This window comes from Niastella yeongjuensis (genome assembly GCF_900110245.1).
Classification (GTDB): Bacteria; Bacteroidota; Bacteroidia; order Chitinophagales; family Chitinophagaceae; genus Niastella; species Niastella yeongjuensis.
The window spans coordinates 305,666-330,242 of record NZ_FOCZ01000001.1 but is presented as its reverse complement, the minus strand read 5'-3'; the positions used below and the strand labels follow the sequence as shown (position 1 = coordinate 330,242).

Sequence of the window (24,577 nt, the reverse complement as noted above, 5' to 3'; positions counted from 1 at the left end):
CGTCAATCAGAATAGGGGTGGGAATTTTCTGTATTGTCATACCCGTGCAATACCTGGCTGGTTTGATTATTTATAGAATTATTAAGCCCCTTGGATTTTTTCAGTAAGCGAATTCTGTTTAAATTTGTGATGTAATTATTTAAACAACTTTTTTATGTCGACGGTTGAATTTAATCAAATGCTGGTGAACAATGCGGAGTTTTTGAAGCCGTTTGCAATAACGTTGACGAGAGACTCTGAGGCTGCAAAAGACCTGTTTCAAGAAACACTGTTTCGTGCACTGGCTAACAAGGACAAGTATAGTGTAGGCACAAATATCAAAGCTTGGCTTTATACTATCATGCGCAATATCTTTATTAACAATTACCGGAGAAAAGTTAAACAGAATACTATTTTTGATAGTACTCCCAACGATTTTCTGATTAACCAGACTCAAAGTGTTGTTGCTAATAATGCTGAATCCAATTTGCGGTTAAAGGATATCCAGGAAGCTATCCATAACCTGCCACAGATATTCAGAAACCCATTTCTGTTATATTTCGATGGTTTTAAATACCATGAAATTGCAGATATGTTGAGTGAACCTTTGGGTACCATAAAAAGCCGAATTCACTTTGCCCGTAAACTGTTGAAAACGCAGATAGAAAGGCATTAAACGGGCCGAGTTAAGTGTAAACAAGGTAGTGAGGATCCTGTATCGATCTATCGGGTATTCGGTGCCTTAAGTTGTGTTTGCTTTACCTCCCTTATTTAAGTATTGAATTTCTTTTATTCAATAAGCAGGCAAACTCTGTGTTTTACAGGCTAAGCTGTATAAAAACATGTTTTTGTACTGACAGGCATGGTAACACCATGATTATTTAGCAACTTTGTGGAATGAGTAAAGTAACCGACGTAATATTGGTAAATGAAAAGGATGAACCCATTGGCGTAATGGAAAAAATGGAGGCTCATCGCAAAGCTGTATTGCATCGGGCTTTCAGTATCTTTATTTTTAATAATAAAGGCGAAATGTTACTACAGCAGCGCGCAGTTGGTAAATACCACAGCGGTGGTTTATGGACCAATACCTGCTGCAGCCACCCGGCTCCCGGTGAAGACACCTTACAGGCTGCCACCCGCCGTTTAAATGAAGAGATGGGTTTTACCACCCTGTTGGAAAAGATCTTGGATTTTACCTATCTGGCCGAGTTTGAACATGGCTTAACAGAACATGAATTCGATCATGTATTTATTGGTACCTACGACGGCAAAATAGCACCTGACCCAATGGAGGTAAAGGATTATTGTTATAAAAGCCTTGAAGAAATAGAAGCAACTTTGTTATCACATCCACAGAAATACACAGCCTGGTTCAATATTGCATTTCCTAAAGTGCAACAATGGGCCACTGAAAATCTGGTGAAGAAGGTGGTATAGATCTCCCTTCCCCATTAGCGTTACAATACTTGTATATATATATTATTTGAATCCCTCGTTTACCGGGGGGTTTTTTATTTCCTGCCTAAACGAAGTATTACTGCTTTAAAAGCATATAAGCAGGAATATCCAATGCTTCGGCTAGTTGAGCCAGTGTATTGAGTGTAACATTAACCTCGCCATTTTCCATTCTGCTTATTTCGGCATTGTCAATATTACAAAGCGCGTATAAATCGCGCTGACTCAATCCTTTTTCATTTCTGAAATGGCGCAGGTTTGCGCCGAACGCTTTCAATATCTGATGGTTGGCAGCCAATGGTTATAGTATTAAGAAGTTAAGATGATAATTTTTTTTAATTTTTCGGCTGGTGTATAATACATCATATTAAAAAATTCCTTATCATCAATAACTAAATATAGCGATGGCTTTGGGATGTGTGTTTTAGGAAGGAAGTTTTGCGCCTATTTATTCGTTACATCAAAAGTAAAGTAGTAGCTGCCGGCATACCCGGCATCATCCATGCCTTGGAGCACAGCCACATATTTCCCTTTTATGTCGCCGGTGAAAAATTCAACAGTTGCTTTTCCGGTGGCATCAGTTTGCACATCGGGTTCCCAATACAGCAAATTCCTGAAGTCAGGTAAGCGGCTGCTTGCCTGTTGTTCGGTTTTATATACGGGCGAGTAGAAATTTCGTTTTAGTTGCAGTCCTTCATAATCAAGGATCACCGCCCTGGAATCGAGTTTAAGACTTTCCATATCGCCATGATAGGTGGTGAAGTTTACAATACCCGGGTAAATAAATTCTCCCTTGATGTAATTATTGGTAACCACTTCCAGCTTATTCACCTTTAATGGATCAAAACCCAACAGGATATTATTATCAACCTTAACACCATCTAATAAAATAAGTGGGTCGTTGGGGTAAAAATCATGGGCATCGTAATCAAATACCTTTAAATGCAATTGACCGCCATAACGGCGGATGGCCACCTCCGGCACATATTCACGTAGAACCTCTTCCATGGTGGTAAAGCGAACATAATCATCCAGCTTGTAAACATTGGTTGGCTTTCCATAAAATGGAGTAGTGTCAATGACCGGCACGGCAAACTGACTTAATTTATCTGCTTTATAGGTATTGAGCACCTGCATTCCAACGCTTTGCTCATTTAAGGAATTTTGTGCAACAACCGGCAAAGAAAAAGGAGGCAACAGCGCATCGCTGTATTTTTCAGAGAAAGGGTTCATTACGTCCACATGTGCATTACTGTCGGTATTATCGGTTTGAATAATGATCTCATTCTGCCCATAATAATCCCTTACATCAAAAAATATTTTCCCTTTATCGCTTGCCCTGGAATTATAAAACTGCAGGGGAATGCCAGGTATCGATAACCAGGCATCGGTTGTAGAGCCCGCAGCTACTGTGTGGTCGTTGTTCTTTACCTGACAACTGATAATATGCCCATCAAACTCTGGCACATATTCGAAGACCGGACGCTTATCAGTAAGTATGCTGTCCCAGTCAAATTTTCGCCAGCCATGCACCAGTAATAAATTATCTGTTGCTTCTTTTAGTTCGTCATTGTCTGTTGAAAAGTAATAAGCCGGTGATTCAATATTGCCTGCCAGTTCACTGGTTAGCCATAAGTAACTCAATACAGAATTGGGATCGATAGTTTGCAAGGTATCTATCCGGTACACCGCTACTGATAAATTGGCCGGAGAACCGGCTGGTACATTGGCATGTTGTGTATTTACTGATAACGCTACCCGTTTACGGTTTCCATATTGAACCGAATTGCTGTTAGCTGCCACCGATAAAATTTGTTGTGGCTTTTTAAAATATAAACGTTCGCAAACCGGTTGTTGCCGGTCATTAAAAACAGTAAAGGTTGATACTCCTTCCGCCAGTTTATTTTTATCAATCAAAAAAGTAGCAACGCCGTTGGTGATGGTTTGCTTTTCGGTAACCTGCATTACCTGGTGAGAATGTACAAACAGGTATACGGGTTGTGAGGAAGCGGGTTTGCTGGTAATGTTAACCTTTATAGATCCGGCTGTTTCTTCACTCAGTTGCATCACATACCCCTGTTCATAAGCAGCCGGTAAGTTTTGTATAATGGTACGGCCATTGGCCAGACTAATCACCGCTTTAGCGGGTTGCGCGCTGTTGGGGGTGAACATAAAATGTCCCATGCCAAACCTGAACGATTGAAACGAAAGCAGTGTATCGTTGTGTTGAGACAGTACCCAGCCTTTACAATCCATTCCCTTACCAAAACGATCAGTGACCTTAAAGGCAACTTTAGTGGTAATTCCATTTACCAGGTTGCCCCCTTCGGGAAGGAAGACCACCTGATAATGAGTGATTGTATCTACAGGCGAGGACGTTAAAGCCTTTTGGGTATTTACAATGGTCACTGGTTTCTCAAAATAAAAAGCAGCGCTGAAATTTTTCATCCAGTTAGTATAGGCGCGTAATTTGTAATTACCTGAATTGACAGAAACCGGTAAAAAAAACGAACCATTCCCTTTCCCTTTTGTGAGCGGGATCTTGGTTTGCATAACCGGTTTGTTATCCTTATCAAGAATTTCTACATAGGCAATTTTACTTAAGTCGGCCGGTTGATATAGAGCGCCATCAACATTATAGATCTTAAACCACAACAACTCGCCCGCCAGATAAAAATTTTTATCGGTATGCACATACATCTTTTCAGGGTGCATATTGTTGCAGTATTGCTTATACTGTGCTGGTACTACAGCCAATGGTCCCTGTGCATAGGTTAGTTTTTTAAACAAAAGCAATACGATCAGAAGCAATAAAGAGATGAGAATTTTATGGTTGAATGGTTTCATGTATGCAGACTTATGGCCAGAAAGATGGTTTTTTAGTTTTGCCGCCACGTAACGTACAATCTACGCAGTTAGGAGTTACTCCTACATAGCTTATAATATCACCGGTGGGGCTGATGTCGCGGGGTGTGGTAGGCATGAAGTTGGAGTATTCATTTATGTCAGACACAGGTATTCCCATTATATCACACGGTAAATAATACTGCCAGTCCGGTACATCCCGCCATCGGTCTATCCAAAATCTTTTTTCCATTCGGTTGGCAATGCCAATATAACCGATCACCGGTTCATTGGCATTGGAGAGACAGTGAATATTACCTTTAAGCTCAGATGGCTGGCGGCCAAAGATGTTGCCTGTTTCCTCTGAATTCTTTTTCATTTTATCCAGGTATTCATATTCTTCTTTACCGAGCGCGTATTGCTTTACAAGCAGGCTGTACAATACACTTAATTTGAATGATGCCGGCTCTATATACGTCAGTGGTTTGTGTATACTGTCAAGGCTTAATTTGGCTGAAGAACCCAGTATCAGGTTGGTTGAATTTTGATCGCTCCAGCAGGTAAAAAGTGAATCCACGTACTTCTGATCGGGTCGGCGCCATTTAACCCCTATGGGGTAGCCTTTGACGGAGTCATACAAAAATTCGAGGGCGGTATAATAAGATGAATGATATTCCCAGGTTTCTTCGGTTGTCCAGCGATAATACCAGGTATTATTATAAGGATCATGTGTATTTACATACAATTGCACGCCGCCGTTCTCTCTTACAAACCCAACACTGTCAATGGACGGCGCATTCTTTACACTCACGTAGTCGGAAGCATATTCTTTTCCATCACCTGACTTAATGTACAACCGGTATTGCTGGCTATGGTTCAGGTTTACCCGGGTGTTGATATAATTACCGCCGGGCGTTTCCGTCAGGTTGAACATTGAATTATCACGCCCCTGCAATTGAACTTTGGCCAGTGTTTCATTAATAAGTTTGGTTGTATCGCTCAATGGAATGGAGCGGGATAAATGTATTTCAACAGGCCCTTCAGCGCTTATGTAGCCTTCTACAACCAGGTAACCGGTAATAGGCACTTTTACCGGGGCATCATATTTGTCCTTGCAACAAAGCAACAGGATCGTCAGGCAGCAGTATGCGATCTTTCTCATGTTATGTGGTTTAAAACCTGATATTAAAGTTTACGAACGGAATGGCATTCCCGAAAATGGATAACTTGTAGCCATTGATAACACCTCCTTCAGATACATAATACACAGAGTAGGGATTTCTTCTGGCGGTGAGGTTGTAGATACCTACCGTCCAGGAGTTGTGCGTTTTTTGATGCACTTTATGGTTGCCTTCAATGTTCATCGAAAGGTCGGTACGGAAGTAGTCGGGAATGCGGTAGGCATTGCGTTCGGCATATAACGCCCGCCAGCCATTGGCGTAATAAAAGCGGCCAATCGGTAAGGTAATGGGGCGGCCTGTACTGTAAGTAATGTTCATGGAAACACTGAACCGGTGACTGAACCGGTAATTGCCTACCATGGTTATATCATTGGGTTTATCATAGCTGGCCGGATAATATTGCCCGTTGTTGATCAACTCACCTTTGGTGCTGTCGTCCATTTTTAACAATATGCGCGACCAGGTGTAGCTGATCCAGCCATTCAATTTGCCATTCTGTTTTTTGACCATTAATTCAACTCCGTAAGCTTTTCCTTTGGTGCCTATCACATCCGTTTCAATATGGTGATTCAACACAAGCTGCGCCCCGCTTTTGTAATCCAGGTAATTCTTTATATTCTTATAATATACCTCTGCAGAAGTTTCAATGGTGTTTGATTTAAAATTCTTGTACACCCCAAAAGAAACCTGATCTCCCAGCTGAGGTTTTATATTGGGGTCACTTAACTTCCAGATATCGGTAGGTGAAACGGCCGTAGTGTTGGATAATACATGGATATATTGCCGCAATGAATTATAGCCGGCTTTTACCGACAGGTTAGGGGTGAGGCTATAGCGAAGCGCCAGCCGGTATTCGGGCCCATGGTACGTATGAATGATTTTATTTTTTGCATACTCTTTTTGCTGCAGCAGGTTCTCATCGGTTATAGGTAAACCGGGAGCATATTCGTTTACTGTTTTGGGCCCCAGAAAATTAAAGACCGAATACCGCAATCCCGCCTGTAGCGACAACGCATCGGTTATATTCCATTTTTCGCTGAGGTAGGCAGCGCTTTCCAGGGCATATTCTGGTTCCATGTTATCAGGTGCTATCCCCGATGTTTTACTGTTGGGTTCATAGCTGCCGGGATGTAACAGGTAGCGGATGGAACTGATGCCAAAATCAATAGTATGGTTGGGATGAACATACCAGTTGAAGTCAGTTTTAAAATTATACTGGTTAATGTCGAATTTCATTTTGTAAGCAAACAAGCTGTCTTTATCGCTGCCAATATGGTAATCGTAGTGATCGTACCCGCCGGTGATCATCATGGTGAGTTTGTTGCTAAAGATGTGCTTCCACTTTAAGGATGCGTTGCTATTGCTATAACCATAAGTGGTGTCGCTGTTCAAATTAAACCTGTCTTTACTCATATAACCTGTTATGTACAGGTTGTTGTTTTTATTGAACTGGTGACTGATGTTCAGGTTCAGGTCATAAAACGAAGCTTTGCTGTGTTTATATTCACTGGGTAAAAATTGCAGCAACCAGTTGGCGTAAGTTGTTCTGGCGCCCACTATAAAGGAGGTTTTATCTTTTTTTATCGGCCCTTCCAGGGTAATACGGCTGGTAAGCAAACCAATGCCGGCTACACCGGCAAATTCTTTTTTATTGCCTTCGCGACTGCTGATATCAAGCACCGACGAAAGACGGCCACCATATTTAGCGGGTATGCTGCTTTTATACAATTCCACCTCTTTAACCACTTCAGGGTTGAACGCGGAGAAGAAACCAAAAAAGTGAGAAGGATTGTAGATCGTAGCATCGTTAAACAGGATCAGGTTCTGATCGGCAGAACCGCCCCTTACGTTAAAACCGGTACTGGCTTCACCTACGGTTTTAACACCAGGCAGCATGAGTACTGCTTTTAAAATATCGGCTTCTCCAAATGCTGTTGGCACCTGTTTGATGGCTTTAATGGAAAGACGGTCTACCCCCATTTGCACATTACGAACATTGGCCAGTTTTTGCGCAGAAACGATTACCTCTTTCAATGAAGTAACACGTTCATCCATATCGATATTGAAATTACCGGTTGAATATACTATCACCTGCCGCCGCGTATCCTTCATCCCAATTCCCTGAATGTTAAGCAGGTTGCGCCCTTTGGGAATAGTGACGGAATAGTAGCCATATTGGTCGGTGGCTACTGATAATGCGGGATTTGTCAGGGTAACAATAGCGCCGGCAACCGGTTCACCCGTTTTTATGTTTCGCACATAACCGGCCATGGCTACTGAACCGCCACTGGGATTGTTATTGCGGATGCCAATTTCAAATAACTTATTTTCTATAGAGGCATCTATACGCACTTTCTTTTTATCGCCATAAGAAGTGAGTATACCAGGCAGGCTATCGATAGTGGGGGCAGAAAAGAAACCCGGCGGCAACCCGGTTTTTATTACAACGCCCCTGGTGAGTAATACATAAGCCTGTTTTTCAGGAATGGCAAAATGATATTCTGAATTGGCAAATACCAGTTCCAACACTTTTTGTAGCGATACATTGTTAACGGACACACTAATACGCAGACTATCGAACTGGGCTGGATCGTAATAGAAATGATAGCCGGTTTGCACTTCCAGTTCTGTGATGAGACTATCGATGGGTGCTCCCTGTAGTTCAATGCTCACCCGTCTGGGTCCGGGTTGTGCATGGGTTGACAGGCCCATCCCTAATAAGAGAAGGTTACAAACTATAAGCAGTGGCAGTTTTCTCATGTTACTTGTTTATCGAATCGTAAAAGACAGCAGCTTTCAGCAGCGTGTTTTCGGGGTCATTTCGAAATTTCAGCTTGTTTTTTCGGAGATATTGTTTTACCTGCGGCGCTTTATCCTGCAAAACAGTTAACAGCGTTTTATACGTTTTGATGGCGTAATACCTGCCATCTTTCTGAATAAAAACGGCGTTTGTTTCCTTGAATTCCCGCTCCACTTCATCTTTTATCGTTTCTTCAATAATCTTTCCTCTTTTTATCAGCACTTTTATGTTTCCGTTATATAATTCATCGTAGAAACCGGTGATGATGGGAGAACTGGATGCACTGTCGCCGTGCAAACGAACGAAGTGATGATTAAGCAGGTAGAATGATTGCACCTTGGTAGAAATCAGGCCAACTTTTGAAAACCCATCGAGGTGTTGAATGATCACCTGGTCTTTCAACAGATCGTATAACATAAGCACGTTGGCAAAGCCGAGCTCATCATATACAACAGTGCCTATTGACAATTCTTTTTGCAGAAAGTAAGCATGCCCTTTTATCTGGTAAGCATAACCCAGATGTTCGACCCCGTTGTATAAGCGGGATTGCTTTTCAATAAAAGGATTGTAAACATCACCAGCTTTAACGATGACAGGTAAAGTAGCAGGGGTGTTGTTTTGCGCCTCTCCTGATAGGCAGGCGGATGCAAAACCTAATACAAATGCAGTGAGTTTAAGCATTATGCAGTTAGTTTTCTCATGTGTTTTGGAACTACAATATAATTAATGTCATGTAGTAAAAATGAAGTGTTAATGAAATTTAATTTTAAAAAAGATTTATCATTGGTCATATTAATCTTTTTTTGCTTGAACCGGATAAACATTGCACAACTTCGGTTGTAATAACTAGTTACATGGTTAAAATGCCGGGAAATGTGACGGCAGGTGTGTCACATTTATAATGATGAAAATATAAGGAGGGAGTGATGACAGCACAGGTTTACCGGTTATCTGATTGCAGGAACCGGCACCGGGTGCCTGGAACCTGTGACCTGGGACCCGGTAACCAGCCACTTATAACCCGGGAAGCGTTTTTTAATCAAAATCCTGATACTGCCTGCAAGGGCATTTTTCTTAATCAATTGAGTATTAGACAAATATTTTTTGAAAATTATCTAATATTTTGCCTGTTTGTGCCAAACCAATCGTAATGAAGTAAATTTGCGCGCCGCTGGTGCGGTCCCAATCAAAGGAGAAGATTCATGAACAATTTGTTACAACAGTTGGCTAAGGACCTGGAAGGTGAATTGTATTTTGATAAAACAATGCGGGTTCTGTATGCCACTGATGCTTCGGCATATCGCGAAATGCCCCTGGCAGTAGCCATACCCCGAAATGTAGAGGACATCAAAAAGCTGATCAGTTTTGCCCATACCCATAAAACATCGCTGATACCGCGCACCGCGGGCACCTCCCTGGCCGGACAGGTAGTGGGAAACGGCATTATTGTAGATGTATCCAAAAACTTCACACAGATCCTGGAACTGAACTCCACCGAAAAATGGGTGCGTGTTCAACCCGGGGTTATCAGGGATGAGTTGAATCTGTTCCTGAAGTCGCATGGCCTGTACTTTGGGCCCGAAACATCCACTGCCAATCGTGCTATGATCGGCGGGATGGTGGGTAACAACTCCTGTGGTTCCAATTCTGTAATTTACCGCAGCACCCGCGAACATTTGCTGGAAGTAAAAGCGTTACTGAGCGATGGTTCCGAAGCGGTATTTACTGCCATGAACATCGATGATTTTCATAAGAAATGTGAAGGCACCACGTTGGAGGCCAATATTTATAAAACCATTCGCAGCCTGTTAAGTAATTACGACAACCAGGTTGAGATCAGAAAAGAATTTCCGAAGGCCAGCATCGAGCGCCGGAACACGGGTTATGCAATGGATGTGATGCTGGAGATGGCGCCATTTACGGCAGGCGGCCCCGAATTTAATTTTTGCAGCCTCATCGCCGGTTCTGAAGGTACCCTGGCTTTCCTCACCGAAATAAAATTGAATGTAGTGCCGCTGCCTCCCAAGGAAACCGGGTTGCTGTGCATACACTTCAATTCAATTGATGAATCGTTACGCGCAAATTTGATTGCACTGAAGTACAATCCCCGCGCCAGCGAACTGATAGACCATTACATTCTTGAATGTACCAAGGATAACATCGAGCAACGCAAGAACCGCTTCTTTGTGCAGGGTGACCCCGGTGCTATATTGGTGGTTGAATATGCCGGAGCTACCCGTGAAGAGATTACAGCGACTGCGCAAAAAGTAGAAGCTGAAATGCGTGCGGCTAATTTAGGTTATCACTTCCCGCTGTTGTTTGGCGACGATACTAAAAAGATCTGGACCTTGCGCAAAGCAGGGCTGGGCTTGTTGAGTAACTTGCCGGGCGATGAAAAAGCCGTACCGGTAATTGAAGATACTGCCGTGGATGTAAATGATCTGCCAGCCTATATCCGCGACTTTAACGAGATCCTGAAAAAACACAACCTGTACTCGGTGCATTATGCGCATGCCGGTTCAGGCGAAATACATTTGCGCCCCATCATTAATTTAAAAACGGAAGAAGGGAATGCGTTGTTCCGCATCATTGCGGAAGAGATTGCTACCCTGGTAAAAAAATATTCAGGTTCATTAAGCGGTGAACATGGTGATGGTCGTTTACGCGGTGAGTTCATCCCGCAAATGGTGGGCGAAAAGAACTATCAATTACTGAAACAGGTAAAATATACCTGGGACCCGGATAATATCTTCAATCCCAACAAGATTGTGGATACGCCATCCATGAACAGCATGTTACGGTACACACCGGGTCAAAAAACACCGGCGTTTAAAACGGTGTTCCGGTATCATAACCAGGATGTGTTGCAGCACGCTGAACAATGTAACGGGTCCGGCGACTGCCGCAAAACGCATTTGTCGGGTGGAACCATGTGTCCTTCCTTTATGGCTACCCGAAATGAAAAAGACACTACCCGCGCCAGGGCCAACATCCTGCGCGAAATGCTTACGCATTCCGACAAAGTCAACCGCTTTGACCATAAGGAGATCTATGAAGTAATGGATCTTTGCTTAAGCTGTAAAGGTTGTAAGTCGGAATGTCCTTCAAACGTGGATGTGGCCAAGCTGAAAGCAGAGTTCCTGCAGCATTATTACGATGCCAATGGTGTGCCGATGCGTTCAAAGCTGATTGCCAATTTCTCAGCTTCGGCAAAACTGGGCGCTATTGCACCTGGATTATACAATTATGCTGTTACCAATAAGGTAATAGGCAAATGGATAAAACAGTTCTCAGGTTTTGCGGTGGAACGTAGTATGCCTACTTTATATAAAACCACTTTACAAAGCTGGTATAAGAAAAACAAGGCAGAAGGCAAAGGGCAGAAGGCAGAAAGAACACAGAAGAAGGTATACCTGTTTTGTGATGAGTTCACGAATTATAACGATACTGAGATTGGTATAAAAGCCATTCAGCTGTTAGAGAAACTGGGTTATGAAGTAGAGATTCCACAACATTTGGAAAGTGGCAGAACCTGGTTATCGAAAGGATTGTTACGCAAAGCAAAAGAGATCGTCAATAAAAACATTGCACTTTTACATCCCATAGTTACAGAAGAAATTCCGCTCATTGGTATTGAACCATCGGCTATCCTCACCTTCCGAGATGAATATATTGACCTGGCCACCGATGAACAGCTGGAAGCAGCAAGGCAACTGTCGAAGAATGTGTTCACGTTCGAAGAGTTTATTGCCCGTGAAATGGAGAAAGGCGCTATTCGAAAGGAACAATTCACTTCTGAAAAAAGGATGATCCAATTGCACGGGCATTGCCAGCAAAAGGCTTTGTCGTCAACGGCGCCATCGGTTAAAATGATGTCATTACCGGAAAATTATACGGTGCAAACCATTCCTTCAGGTTGTTGCGGAATGGCCGGTTCATTTGGCTTTGAAAAAGAACACTATGACCTGTCCATGAAAATAGGGGAGATGGTATTGTTCCCAACGGTTCGCAAGCAGCCCGAAGACGTGATCATTGCAGCGCCTGGCACCAGCTGCCGACACCAGGTTTTGGATGGAACCGGTAAACATGCCCAGCATCCGGTTGAAGTGTTGTTTGATGCGCTTAAGTAAATAGCAAACTTTTTATAATATCTCAGCCCTTCCGACTCAATCGGAAGGGTTTTTTTATGCAAATGGGTATCGCTCCGGTCTTGTGCCGGTATTACCGTTGACTTTGTTCGGACTTTGTTCGGGTTTTCCCAGCGTACGCCCGAACATTCCCGGGGAGAGTCCGAACAACACCCGAACAAAGTGCGCAGCAAACCCGGCGCAAACCCGGCGACATCCCAGCCATCGCACAGTTTTCCCGTAACAATGTAGAAACCCATAGACCATTATAGACCCGAATGGGCAACATAGATCATTATAGGTCATCTTAGCCGTACAGATGATTGTTGCCGTATAAACCGGCTTACCTTTGTATTCGTATACGAAAGATCTTTGACTTATTGATACCGAATGCAGGGTAAAGCAAGAAAATAAACACCTTCGCAGAAACAAGAACTAAGAACCCAAAAACATATGGACCCAATAACTCCAGCTTAGGAGTAGGCACCTCCAACCTAAAGCTTTCAACTTTAAACTTGGAACCCGGAACTCCAAACTAAATTGCCGTTCGTGGTACAGATTCGTCGTTTGTCTAAGAGTTCCTCGCATTTTGTTGATTATAAGGTAAATTAGGTAAGAATTATGGGTATGAATTACAACAGAAGCAATGTAAGGTTAGGTGTTTTGTTTTGGCTGCTTTACTTTTTGTACGAGTGGCTGGGCCAGGCATCCCTGTCGAGCGAATACCGCCGTTACTTCATCAATGCCTGCGCCATTGTGCCCATTACCGGTATGGCTACCTGGTTTACCATTCAGGTGTTGATAAAAAAATTCCTGCTTAAAAAAAGGATCCTTGCTTTTCGCATTGGTTTTGTAGTAGGTGTGGTGGCATTCACGCTTGCGCGCAGGGCCTTTAATTACTTCTATACCTATCCGCATTACTGGCCAGAGGGATTAAAGACCACCTCTTACTGGTGGTTTCCCAAGCTGCTGATCGAAGGCGTGAATATTTACCTGATTGTTGCTTTGTATACGATGTTCTATTTTTTGCGGGCCTGGTACGAACAACAGCGGCTTGCCCAGGAATTGCAACGAGATAAAGCCGTAGCGCAACTGGAATTATTAAAGAACCAGGTGCAGCCGCACTTTATCTTCAATACACTCAACAATATCTATTCACTGTCGCTAAAAAACAGTCCCAGGACATCTGATCTTATATACCGGTTATCATCTCTGTTGAGTTATATGCTGTATGATAGCCGCCAGGAGTTTATTCCTGTAAGCAAGGAAATGGAATACATTCACAATTATATTGAGCTGGAGAAAATACGCTATGGCGAGCGGCTCGATGTAGCGGTGAATTGTTTTGATTCGGTTGATCAGTTCACGATTCCGCCCTTATTGATCCTGCCATTGGTGGAGAACAGTTTTAAACACGGCGTTAGTAATGATGTGGGCAATAGCTGGATCAGGGTTGATCTTTCAGTAAAGGATGACTGGCTTACTGTAAAGATCGAGAACAGTCGCATAGCAGACGCCTGTAACGGTCATGCGGTATACAATGGGATAGGCATTGAAAATGTAAAAAAGCGTTTGGAGATTATATACCCCGAACGCCACGAGTTTAAATGCATGAGCGAGGGCCAGTCGTTTTTAACGATCCTGAAAATTAAAAAAAGCTGAAGTGAAAATACAATGTCTCATAGTCGATGACGAACCGCCTGCCCGGGAGTTGCTGGCTTCGTATATTGAAAAAATGGATGATCTTGAAATAAGCGGCCAGTGTGGTAACGCCCTGGAGGCATTTGCATTTATTCAAAAGTACCCTGTTCATATTTTATTCCTCGATATTCAAATGCCGCGCATGAATGGGCTGGAACTGATAAAATCATTACAGGAAAGGCCCCGGATTATTTTAACCACTGCATATCGCGAGTTTGCAGTAGAAGGGTTTGAACTGGATGTACTCGATTACCTGGTAAAACCCGTAACGTTTGAACGGTTCCTGAAGTCTATTTCAAAATACCATCAGTATAATATCCTGAAACAGCCCACTGCCATCGAGAACCGGGAAGAAGCATTTGGGAAAGCGTACATGTATTTTAAGGTGAATAAAGAGCTGGTGAAAATATATTTGAAGGAGATCATTTATATTGAAAGCATCAAGGACTATGTAAAAATAGTTATGCCGGGCAAAAGCGTGATCACGTATCAGCGCATTGGGTATATGGAGGAGAAATTACCGGAAAATAAGTTTGTACGCATTCATAAATCGTACATCATTTCAGTTGATAAAATCGTAAGCTATAATAATGAGGAAGTGAATGTGCAGTCAATATCTTTACCTATTGGCAGGAATTTTAAGCAGCAATTCTTACGAAGTTTGAAATCTGAGGTCTGAGAAATGAGGTAAGAAGCAGGAGGTAAGCGAAAAGAAAATACAAGCTCTTCGTACTTCCTGCCTCTTACTTCCTACTTCTGAATTAACCTATTGACACAACTTGATTGAGTTGGTATTTTCAGTGCTGAATTGAATCATCCGGCATTTATTGGCCTTATTGAAATACAGGATCATGCATCCGTAATTGGTTTGATAGGCATCCCAGGAGCCATCTTTCATGGCAGGATTACCCAATGTTTTAAACAGGCTGCCACGGGGGGCGCCCAGTAAAGGCACGCTGAGTTTTCCCTTGAAACCTTCCGTAATTTCCACATAATCTCTGCCGGTATAAAAGGTAATGCCTTTGTCTTTGTAATAAACCGCCTCACCGCATTTGGAGCTGTCGGTAACATAGCTGGTAAAGCAGGGCCATTTGGCTTTGATCTGACCAGCGATCATATTGGGTTTAAAACCACCCACTTTCCCATCTAAAATATCAACTTCAAAAGGGGGGCAGGTAACAGTAGAGGATTTTAATTGAGCCATGGAAACAGTTGCCAGGCAGATAAAGGCAACCAAAAAGGTGATCTTTTTCATATTAGTACTTTTTAAAGGGGCGCCAGCTGGGTTTTTACAGGGCGGCGGTAGGTATATGCAAAATCCTTGCTAGAAAATCAAAATGGGCCATTCACCTGAAGGAAAATAACATATACAATCAATTTATTTTACTTAAATTAGGAGACTGTTAATTCTAACTATCCGGATCGTGTTCTACGAAACAGCGCATGAGGATCTTCTTTCCATTTGTAAAATCCGGAAACTCCCTTCTGTAAAATGCACATGCATTTGATTAATCTGTATCTCTTTTTCCGTGCATAGATCCCTTCCCTTCAACACTAGGAGAACAGCAAGACTGGTATTCATAAACAAAACAAAACTGCTATGAAAAGAGACGCACGCTACTTTTTTACGCTGCTACTATTATTCTGCTCACCCGCTTTATTTTCCCAGGTTACTACCGCCACACTGAGTGGCATTGTAAAAGATCCCAAGGGGGCTCCCCTGCCATCGGCAACGGTGGTTATTGAATACCCCGATGCGGGTTTTAAACAGACCCTGGCAACAAAGGGCGATGGCCGTTTTACCGTACCCAACCTGCGCGTTGGCGGCCCCTATACCGTTACGGTTAGTTTTATCAATTATCAGTCATCAGTGACCGATAATGTTTTTCTGGAACTGGGGCAAAACAATTCTGTGGAAGTTCAGATGCATGAAAAAGCCGCTGAACTGGAAAAAGTAACAGTTACCGGACGGGGAACTATTTTCGACAATAAAAAAACCGGCGCCTCTACCAATATCAATAGCCGGTTAATAAAAACATTGCCTACCATCAGCCGCTCGGCCGACGATTACATCCGGTTAACGCCTTCCGCTTCATTCACGTATAATGGACTTTCTTTTGCCGGTCGTAACGGTCAATATAATAATTTTTCGCTCGATGGGGCCGTGTTCAATAACCCGTTTGGATTGGATGCTCCCACGCCGGGCGGACAAACCGGCGCGCAACCCATATCACTCGATGCCATTGATCAAATACAGGTAAACATTGCGCCTTACGACGTGACCCAGGCCGGCTTTACCGGGGCAGGGGTGAACACCGTAACCAAATCGGGCAACAATAATTTTACCGGAACCGTATATGGGTTTTACCGGAATGAATCACTAACCGGGTCAAAGATTGAAAAGAATAAACTGGTACTGCCCGATCTGAAACAATTACAGGCCGGCTTTGCCCTGGGCGGACCAGTTATAAAAAATAAACTGTATTATTTTGTAAGTTTTGAAACGGAGCAACGAAAAGACCAGGCCTCTTCTTATATAGCCCAAACACCGGGTAATGTGGGAAAAACAAATACCAGCCGGGTGCTGGAAACGGACCTGCAACAGGTGAGTAGCATTTTAAAAAGCAGGTACAATTATGATACCGGTCCTTACCAGGATTTTACTTTAGACCAGACAAACTACAAATGGCTGGTTAAACTCGATTGGAATATTACCGATAAACATCGCTTGTCTTTTACTTATAATGGGTTGGATGCGAGCAAAGACAAACCCGCGCACCCCAGCGCCATTGGTCGCCGCGGTCCGGATTATACTACTCTCCAGTTCCGGAATTCGGGGTATGAGATCGTGAACAAGCTGCAATCATTTGGCGCCGAGTTGAAATCAACCTTTGGCAGCGATTATGCCAATAAATTAAGAGTGGTGTATACCACATTCCGGGATAATCGCAATCCGTTCTCAACTCCTTTCCCAGTGATCAATATTACCAAGAATGGAGTCAATTATATAATTGCAGGGCATGAGCCTTTTTCAATCAATAATATCCTGAACCAGGATGCCTTCCAGGTCACCGACAATTTCAATATGTTCTTTAAGAACCACACAGTCACAGCGGGTGCTTCATTTGAATCGTTCAAATTTGCCAACTCGTTTAATTTAACCGGTTACGGCGGAACGATATTTTCGGGCATCTCTATAAAAAACTTTATTGATAGTGTACCGGTTGGCGGTAAATATGATGCTGACAATTCATTAGATACTTATGTAAATTATGCCCGCAACAGGGGCATTGCCGACCAGTGGACCTGGTATTATTTGACGGTGGGCCAGGCATCTGCTTATGTGCAGGATGAATGGCAGCTGGCCGATCATTTCCGCTTAACGCTTGGTTTACGTATGGATATACCTTTTTACTTCAATGCCAGATTCCGCAATCCCATCATGAACGGAGATGGTACGTTTGGCGGCAAATACGATGAGGGGGAACCCACTCTGCCCAATAAGGATAACCTGACTTTATTTAATGAAGATGGGAAGCCTGTCACCAATGGTCCGGGTAAAGATGTGGACAACACCAAACTGCCGGATAAGAAGCCGTTGTTTTCGCCCCGTTTAGGATTTAACTGGGATGTAAAAGGTGATAAAACCATTCAGGTGCGCGGCGGTACCGGATTATTCACCGGCCGGTTCCCATTTGTATGGCTCGGTAATCACATAGGTAATCCCTACAGCTTTTTCTACAACGTTACTGCCCGTGATTTTAAATGGCCACAGGTTTGGCGGTCGAATATAGGAACTGATTGGAAAATACCTTTCGGAACAATATTTACTGTTGATTTTGCCTATACCAAAGACGTGAATGGAATGATGGTGCGTAACTATAAGTTGGGGACCCCCACCGGCACCCTGAATTCAGGAACGGGCGATAAGCGGAAAGTATACCTGCCAGCCGATCAGGGTACTGCTAACGCTTATGTATTTACCAATACCAGTGTGGGTTATCAGTTCAATGGTACCTTCCAGGCGCAACAGTTCTTTAAAAATGGCCTTTATGCCATGGTTGGTTACAACTACCTGATCGCAAAAGACGCCAGCTCTATCTCTGCAGAGATCTCAAGTGATGCCTTTGATCGCAATCCTATTTTGAACAATGCCAATACGGCGGTATTGTCGCGTTCACTATATGGCAATACACATCGCATTGTGGCGGCTTTCTCAAAGAAGTTTAGCTATGCAAAAGTTTGGGCGACCACTGTTTCCTTATTTGGCTCCTGGAATTCAGGCAATCGGTTTGCGTATGTATATGGCGGCGATATCAACAACGATGCAACATCGACAAACGACCTGTTGTATGTGCCCACCGATGCAGAGATCAATAACATGCAATTTGCAGATTTGACCGATGTGAATGGCGTTGTTCAAAATGCCGCTGCACAACGTCAGGCCCTTAAGAATTTTATTAATAATGATAAATACCTCAGCGGGCGCCGCGGTGGATACACCGAGAAATATGCCGGAGAGAATCCCTGGGTAAGCCAGGTTGATCTGCGTATTCTGCAGGACCTTATCATCCCGGTAAAGAAAAGGCAATCAACGCTGCAATTGAGTATCGACTTTGTAAACATTGGAAATTTATTGAACAGTAATTGGGGTGTGGTAAAATATGCTACCACATCAGGGTATTTTCAACCCTTGTCGGTTTCCTATAATGGCAATGCCCCCGTTTACCAGTTCGATCCATCTTTGACTAAAACCTTCACAGCCAGTCCCGATCTTCCTTCGCGCTGGCAAATGCAGTTGGGGCTTCGTTATACATTCTAAGGTTATTATGGGAATAGTAGTGAATACGTGATTCAGGAAATTGTTACAGGTTTCAGGTTGCAAGTTTCAGGGAATGCCAAACAAAAGAATTCCCTGAAACCTGTACCTTGTAACCTGCAACGGATTGTTCGTGTTGAAAGAGTACCCGTGTCAGCTGACTTTCCTTCTAACAAGCAATAACCAAACTACTCCCGGTAAAGCAAAACAACCAACGAGTAAAACGGAAACATGGTTTACGGTAGTGGCAGTTGTTAATAATTGCATACCCAGCGCCAGTAAAGAAAGGCCCAGGCCTGCGCCAATAAAATAGGAGGTAGTACAAATGCCGGCTGCAACGCCTTGTTGGTTGTCGGGAATGTCGCGTATGGCCAGCGCTGTTAAGCTCGGATAACAAACAGACATACCGCTGCCGGTAACACAGGCAATAGATAATAAGATCAGCGGCATACTGTGACCAAACAGCAAGGCAGTCATTAACAACAGCGCACCGGTAAGCATGAGGCACATGCCCAGGATGCTGGTTTGTAAAACGGTTAGTTTCTTAAATAAAGCGGGAACTAAGTACCGCGACACTAAAAATGAACACACGCTGAAAGGGAAGAGAAGCAACCCGGCATGTGCGGCGCTGAAATGCATGTTTTGTTGCAATACGAGCGAGAGCAGGAACAGGTAACTTAAAAAGAAAGCGCCTAATAATACGGTTATTCCATTTCCTGTAATGGTACCGGTACTGCGGAATAAAGAAAAATCTATCAGCGGTTGTTCGCGGGTGCGTTCGCGGCGTCTGAAAATATACAGCGCTACTACGATCACTGCCAGAAACGACAGCAGCTGCTGATAGTTTTTTGAAAAGTTCGGCAGGTTGTGCACAACATAAGAGAGTAGTACAATGATCAGCACTAATAACAGGCTGGAAATTATATCGGGAAATTGTTGTTGGTTGTTGATAATGTCTTTGTCGAAATAACGGGATGCCAGGATCAATGCTATGGAAATCACAGGCACATTGATAAAAAAGATCCATTGCCAGCCCAAATAAGTAGCTACAATGCCACCCAGGGCCAAACCGCAACCCGAACCAATGGCCGCGAACGAACTAAGAATGCTGATCGACCGGTTTCGTTCTGCAGGATCGGTAAATGTGTTGGTGATAATTGAAATACATGACGGCATTACCATGGCGGCGGCCAGTCCCTGCAGGGCCCTGAAAGCCGTGAGCATAATAAAACTGTTAGCCAGGCCGGCCCCCAGCGATGTACATAAGAAAAGGCCTGCCCCGGCCAGAAAGATGTTTTTACGGCCCAGGGTGTCGCAAAGCTTACCGCCAATTACCAGAAAGCCGCCATAAAAAAGCACATAAACGGTTTGTACCCATTGAACGGTTTCAGCATCGAGCCGAAACTGCTGTTGCATTAAGGGAATAGCCAGGTTGAGAATGGCAATATCCAACGCTTCAAAAAAAATAGCAGTGGAAGCGACAAGCAATATGATCTGTTTTCTTCGCATCAGTACCTCAGTTGTTCTGTACAAAACTATTTATATATTATTTTGTACGCTTAATAAATCAAAACTTGGAACAAATGGGTAATTTAGGGGTAGTAAATAGAACAAGTAAATATTTTTACCATGCGCGTAAGATCAAAAACAGAACAAGCGGATACAACGGCTATTACGCTCGATGAAAAAGACTTTGCGATCCTTCGCCTGTTACAACAAGATGCAAAACTGACAGTGCGGGAAATTGCCGCCGCCATTCATTTAAGCGCTACCCCGGTTCATGAACGCATAAAACGCATGGAGGCCAATGGCGTTATTAAACAATACGCCACCCTGCTCGATCATCGAAAAGTACAGAAAGGCATTATGGTCATTTGTTATATTTCATTGAAAGAACACAATCGCAAAATTGCAAAAGTGTTTATCGATGCGGTGACCGGCTTTCCTGAAGTGCTGGAATGTTATAACATCTCAGGACAGTTTGATTTTATGCTGAAGATCGTTTCTGAGAATATGGAAACGTACCACGACTTCTATCTGCATAAATTAAGTATGGTTAAAGGAATTAGTCACACCCAGAGTACTTTTGTAATGGGAATACTGAAAGATACCCACCAGTTGTTGTAAGCAGGCTCCAATTAGTTAGTAACGGTTATGGTAAAATTAATTGTTTGTTGCCTCGAAATTATTTCTTCTCAAATCCCTAACTTGCTCAACAGTTAAAACACTTCTATTTAGGTCTCCGGCGACTTGTTACATTTTAATACCAGATAGCAATAGGGAATGTAATTTCTAAAAAGGTAATTCTATGCCATTGCATAGAGCTGCTGTTCCATTGTCATTTCTTAACCGTTAAATAATATCTATGCGAAATGTTTACCTCATCCTGAAAAGGAGTGTAGTAGCAGTGTTACTATTGATTTGTCAAATGGCCATGGCGCATCCCATTGATCGTGGGTTTTCTCCCGTGGCTGCGGACACCCTTCTTCCAGACTCGCCAAGGGTTATTTCATTTTCACCAACCAGTGGTAAAAAAGGAACAGCAATCACCATCTTTGGCGCCAATTTTACCGGTACTACCGTAGTGCGCTTTGGTGGTGTACGGGCCAGTAGCATCATTATTTTTTCCGATACCGTTATTAAAGCTATTGTAGATACTGGTGGTACGGGTGCTGTATCAGTGACCACACCAGGCGGTACTGCCTTAAAACCGGGTTTTACCTTTATCCGTGATACCATTCCCGTTTGTGATACACCCAGGATTGTTTTATTCACACCAACAATTGGGATGAAGGGATCAAAAGTTATGATCTTTGGTTCACATCTTACCGGAGCTACTGCAGTACGTTTTGGCGGTATATTGGCCGATAGCATTACCCTTTCCTCTGATACGCTTATTATAGCTATTGTTGATGGCGGTGCATCAGGCGCTGTATCAGTGACTACACCATGCGGTACTGCTTCAAAACCTGGCTTCACCTTTATACCTGATTCAACGAGTGTGCCCGATACTACCGTGCACGATAGCATACCACCGCACATCTTTACATTTTTCCCAACCAGTGCAAAACGTGGTGACTCGGTATTCATCCATGGTCATTATTTCCTGTATGCAACTGCAGTGAAATTTGGTGGTGTTTCTGCTAGTCAGTTTAAAGTTTTGTCTGACACCCTGATCAGAGCGGTTGTAGGCAGTGGCGCCAGCGGAGCTGTATCGGTGATCTCATCAGTTGGTTTGTCAGCTAAAAATGGATTTACATTTATACAAGACACAACAGGTACGCCAGATTCATTGGCAAGAAAAGTCGCTGCCAATACGGCTACAACAATCAATTCAAAATCGTTTGCCTTGTATCCCAATCCGGCATCAGGTTATGTTATCTGGCAACAGCCGGCAACTGACCATATTACCCGTTTGCAATTTTTTGACCTCAGCGGCAGAATAGTGAAGACTATGTCCATAGGAAAAAGCGCTGTACAAACAACTATTCCCGTGAGCGGACTGCCTACCGGAATGTACAAAGTGGTTTGGAGTGATGGAAAGAACAAGCTCACAAAAAGCTTACTGATCAAAGAATAAGAGAATAGGTTATAAATACAAATGCCCCGATGGTATCGTCGGGGCATTTTGTTTTGCGGATTGTTACTCAACTATTGATCAATATCGGTTGACGTAGCCAGCTCTTTTACAGCAGCCATATCCTGTTCTACGGCTTTTATTTTGGCATCGGCAAACTGGTATGCGTCTTTGCCAAGGAATAAATGCAGCGGTGGTTCCTTTTGTTCAGCAATTTCGATCATAACCTTTGCTGCTTTGGCAGGATCACCGGCCTGGTTATGGTTGATGCTTTGCTGATGCGCCTGTTGCGATTCACGAACCAGTTTATAATCCTCGATCTCATTTTTAGGAACGCTTAATGACCCAGCCAGAAATTGCGTTCTGAAATAACCGGGTGAAACAATAGTGACTTTAATTCCGAATGGTTTTATTTCAGCAGCCAGCGATTCAGAGAAACCATGCATGGCAAATTTGGTTGCAGCATAACTTCCGAAGCCAGGGAAATTGCCTGTAAAACCACCAATGGAGGAGATGTTAAAGATGTGTCCTGACTTTTGTTTCCGCAGATAAGGCAATACTTTGCGGATCACATTCAAAACAGCAAATACATTGACTTCGAAATTCTGCCGTACTTCAGCATCCGATAATTCTTCCAGGCCGCCTAACAGGCCATAACCTGCATTGTTTACCACCATATCGATAACACCAAAATGAGCAATGGTATCTTTAATGCTTTTATCAACGCTTTGTTCATTTGTCAGGTCAACTGCTAAGGGTAGAAATGCATCGCTGTTAACACCTACTGCCTGTTGCAGTTCGTTGATGTTGCGCGAAGTAGCTGCCACGCGATAGCCTGCATTCAATAATGTTTTTACCAGAATAAGGCCAAGGCCTTTTGATGCACCGGTAACAAACCATGTTTTCTTATTCATACTGTAATGTTTTCTTTTGTAAGATTTTTAATTGACGTTGGTCGTTTATGAACTGATGACACAAAGTTAGATAGAGAGGGCGCCTGCGTTATTATCGCTTTCAAACAGATAGTTGTATTATTCAAACATGCAGTAGTGAAAGTTGGTTTGTTTGGATTTTGTAAGAAGAGAAGCAAAGAAAAAGGCCAAAGCTGTTTGAACAACTTTGGCCCCTTACATTTTGTATTCCTTGTTAACGTGTTAACTAATTAACCAACCTAATTCCTAAACGCGCTCGGCGTCATACTCGTCTGCTTCTTAAAGAAATGATTAAAGTGTGCGGGTTCTTCAAAACCTAAACTATAGCCGATCTCTGAAATATTCCAGTTGGTGTGTTTTAGTAAAACCTTTGCTTCACTTACCAGCCGGTCAAAGATGTGATCGGTGGTTGTTTTACCGGTAGTGAGTCGAATGGCGCGGTTCAAATGATTCACATGCACAGACAATTGTTCTGCAAAATCCCGGGCCGACCGCAAGGCGAAGCGCTGGTTGGGTGATTCAATCGGGAACTGCCTTTCCAGCAACTCCGTAAAAACGGCCGTGATGCGTGCATTGGCATCTGTATGCTGATACAAAGTTTCGGTGGGCTGCATCTTCAACGCATAATGGATCATCTCCATAATATAGTTGCGAATGAGATCATATTTATAAACATAGTCAGATTTCAGTTCATTGATCATTTTTTCAAATACCTGACTTACATATTTATCCTGCGATTTATCCAATGCGTAGCTGGGTTTATTGCCCGTAATAAACATGGGCAGGTCTTTTATACCACCACGAATGCGTTCCGTAAAAAACTCCTCTTTGAAAATGCAAAAGGCCCCTTTGGGATCATCCGTCAAAGGTTGAAAGGTATAAGGAACATTGGGACTGAAAAATATGAGTGTGGAACCGGATACTTCAAGACTCTTATCTGCATAGTGATACACATACGGTCCCTGCATCAGGGAGATCTTGTAATAATCCCTGCGTGTATATTCAACTGGTGTTTTACCCTGACCAACGCAATCTTCTACCTTGAACACATTGAAGTGCCCGATGTCTTTTTTCAGGTTGTCTGGCAACCAGTTCATTTTCTGGCGATAAAAATCTTCCAGTGTTTCTGTTTTGGCCATATCGTAAATTTAGGCAATTT

General features: G+C 43.1%; 17 protein-coding genes. 8 read left to right on the top strand and 9 right to left on the bottom strand.

Features of this window, described 5'->3' with window-relative positions:
• The first annotated feature begins 154 nt into the window (after window positions 1–154).
• Both BMX95_RS01475 and idi read left to right on the top strand, forming a co-directional pair.
• A complete protein-coding gene (locus tag BMX95_RS01475; RefSeq protein ID WP_081199290.1) occupies window positions 155–655 on the top strand; it encodes an RNA polymerase sigma factor in 501 nt (166 codons plus the stop codon).
• Window positions 656–876: 221 nt separating this feature from the next.
• A complete protein-coding gene (gene idi, locus BMX95_RS01470; RefSeq protein WP_081199292.1) occupies window positions 877–1,419 on the top strand; it encodes an isopentenyl-diphosphate Delta-isomerase in 543 nt (180 codons plus the stop codon).
• A 97-nt stretch (window positions 1,420–1,516) separates the two neighbouring features.
• On the opposite strand, the gene BMX95_RS01465 is transcribed toward idi, so the two are convergent.
• The 5 genes from BMX95_RS01465 to BMX95_RS01445 all read right to left on the bottom strand — a co-directional run bounded on the left by BMX95_RS01465 (window position 1,517) and on the right by BMX95_RS01445 (window position 8,943).
• Window positions 1,517–1,714 carry a helix-turn-helix domain-containing protein gene (locus tag BMX95_RS01465; RefSeq protein WP_207631546.1) on the bottom strand — a complete coding sequence of 66 codons (198 nt, stop codon included), beginning with the start codon at window positions 1,712–1,714 and terminating at the stop codon, window positions 1,517–1,519.
• A 167-nt stretch (window positions 1,715–1,881) separates the two neighbouring features.
• Complete coding sequence (locus tag BMX95_RS01460) at window positions 1,882–4,284, bottom strand: hypothetical protein (RefSeq protein WP_081199294.1); 2,403 nt, start codon at window positions 4,282–4,284, stop codon at window positions 1,882–1,884.
• 10 nt (window positions 4,285–4,294) lie between these two features.
• A complete protein-coding gene (locus BMX95_RS01455; RefSeq protein ID WP_081199296.1) occupies window positions 4,295–5,443 on the bottom strand; it encodes a DUF4249 domain-containing protein in 1,149 nt (382 codons plus the stop codon).
• A 10-nt stretch (window positions 5,444–5,453) separates the two neighbouring features.
• On the bottom strand, window positions 5,454–8,222 hold the full coding sequence (locus BMX95_RS01450) for a TonB-dependent receptor (protein ID WP_081199298.1): 2,769 nt from the start codon (window positions 8,220–8,222) through the stop codon (window positions 5,454–5,456).
• Window position 8,223: 1 nt separating this feature from the next.
• On the bottom strand, window positions 8,224–8,943 hold the full coding sequence (locus tag BMX95_RS01445) for a hypothetical protein (protein WP_081199299.1): 720 nt from the start codon (window positions 8,941–8,943) through the stop codon (window positions 8,224–8,226).
• A gap of 521 nt (window positions 8,944–9,464) precedes the next feature.
• On the opposite strand from BMX95_RS01445, the gene BMX95_RS01435 reads away from it, so the two are divergent.
• From BMX95_RS01435 to BMX95_RS01425, 3 genes are all read left to right on the top strand, one after another.
• On the top strand, window positions 9,465–12,392 hold the full coding sequence (locus BMX95_RS01435; RefSeq protein ID WP_081199302.1) for an FAD-binding and (Fe-S)-binding domain-containing protein: 2,928 nt from the start codon (window positions 9,465–9,467) through the stop codon (window positions 12,390–12,392).
• 624 nt (window positions 12,393–13,016) lie between these two features.
• On the top strand, window positions 13,017–14,051 hold the full coding sequence (locus BMX95_RS01430; RefSeq protein WP_081199895.1) for a sensor histidine kinase: 1,035 nt from the start codon (window positions 13,017–13,019) through the stop codon (window positions 14,049–14,051).
• A 1-nt stretch (window position 14,052) separates the two neighbouring features.
• Window positions 14,053–14,769, top strand: coding sequence for a LytR/AlgR family response regulator transcription factor (locus BMX95_RS01425; RefSeq protein WP_081199304.1), 717 nt, complete (start codon window positions 14,053–14,055; stop codon window positions 14,767–14,769).
• An 87-nt stretch (window positions 14,770–14,856) separates the two neighbouring features.
• Here the strand turns inward: BMX95_RS01425 and BMX95_RS01420 are convergent, their stop codons facing one another.
• The gene (locus BMX95_RS01420; RefSeq protein ID WP_081199308.1) at window positions 14,857–15,345 is read right to left on the bottom strand and encodes a hypothetical protein; all 489 of its coding nucleotides are present in this window, start codon (window positions 15,343–15,345) and stop codon (window positions 14,857–14,859) included.
• A gap of 345 nt (window positions 15,346–15,690) precedes the next feature.
• Between BMX95_RS01420 and BMX95_RS01415 the strand changes: the two genes are divergently transcribed.
• Window positions 15,691–18,912 (top strand): TonB-dependent receptor, encoded by a 3,222-nt coding sequence (locus tag BMX95_RS01415; protein ID WP_081199311.1) that lies wholly within the window; start codon window positions 15,691–15,693, stop codon window positions 18,910–18,912.
• Window positions 18,913–19,062: 150 nt separating this feature from the next.
• Here BMX95_RS01415 and BMX95_RS01410 read toward each other — a convergent pair whose 3' ends face one another.
• Entirely contained in the window at window positions 19,063–20,418 is a 1,356-nt protein-coding gene (locus BMX95_RS01410) for an MFS transporter (RefSeq protein WP_081199312.1), read from the bottom strand.
• Window positions 20,419–20,538: 120 nt separating this feature from the next.
• Between BMX95_RS01410 and BMX95_RS01405 the strand changes: the two genes are divergently transcribed.
• Together BMX95_RS01405 and BMX95_RS01400 are read left to right on the top strand one after the other, a co-directional pair.
• Complete coding sequence (locus BMX95_RS01405; RefSeq protein WP_081199314.1) at window positions 20,539–21,036, top strand: Lrp/AsnC family transcriptional regulator; 498 nt, start codon at window positions 20,539–20,541, stop codon at window positions 21,034–21,036.
• 238 nt (window positions 21,037–21,274) lie between these two features.
• On the top strand, window positions 21,275–22,489 hold the full coding sequence (locus tag BMX95_RS01400) for an IPT/TIG domain-containing protein (protein WP_081199316.1): 1,215 nt from the start codon (window positions 21,275–21,277) through the stop codon (window positions 22,487–22,489).
• A gap of 71 nt (window positions 22,490–22,560) precedes the next feature.
• Here BMX95_RS01400 and BMX95_RS01395 read toward each other — a convergent pair whose 3' ends face one another.
• Window positions 22,561–23,400: an oxidoreductase gene (locus BMX95_RS01395; RefSeq protein WP_081199319.1), complete on the bottom strand. Its 840-nt coding sequence runs from the start codon at window positions 23,398–23,400 to the stop codon at window positions 22,561–22,563.
• A gap of 257 nt (window positions 23,401–23,657) precedes the next feature.
• Window positions 23,658–24,557 (bottom strand): helix-turn-helix domain-containing protein, encoded by a 900-nt coding sequence (locus BMX95_RS01390; protein WP_081199321.1) that lies wholly within the window; start codon window positions 24,555–24,557, stop codon window positions 23,658–23,660.
• Window positions 24,558–24,577: the final 20 nt, after the last annotated feature.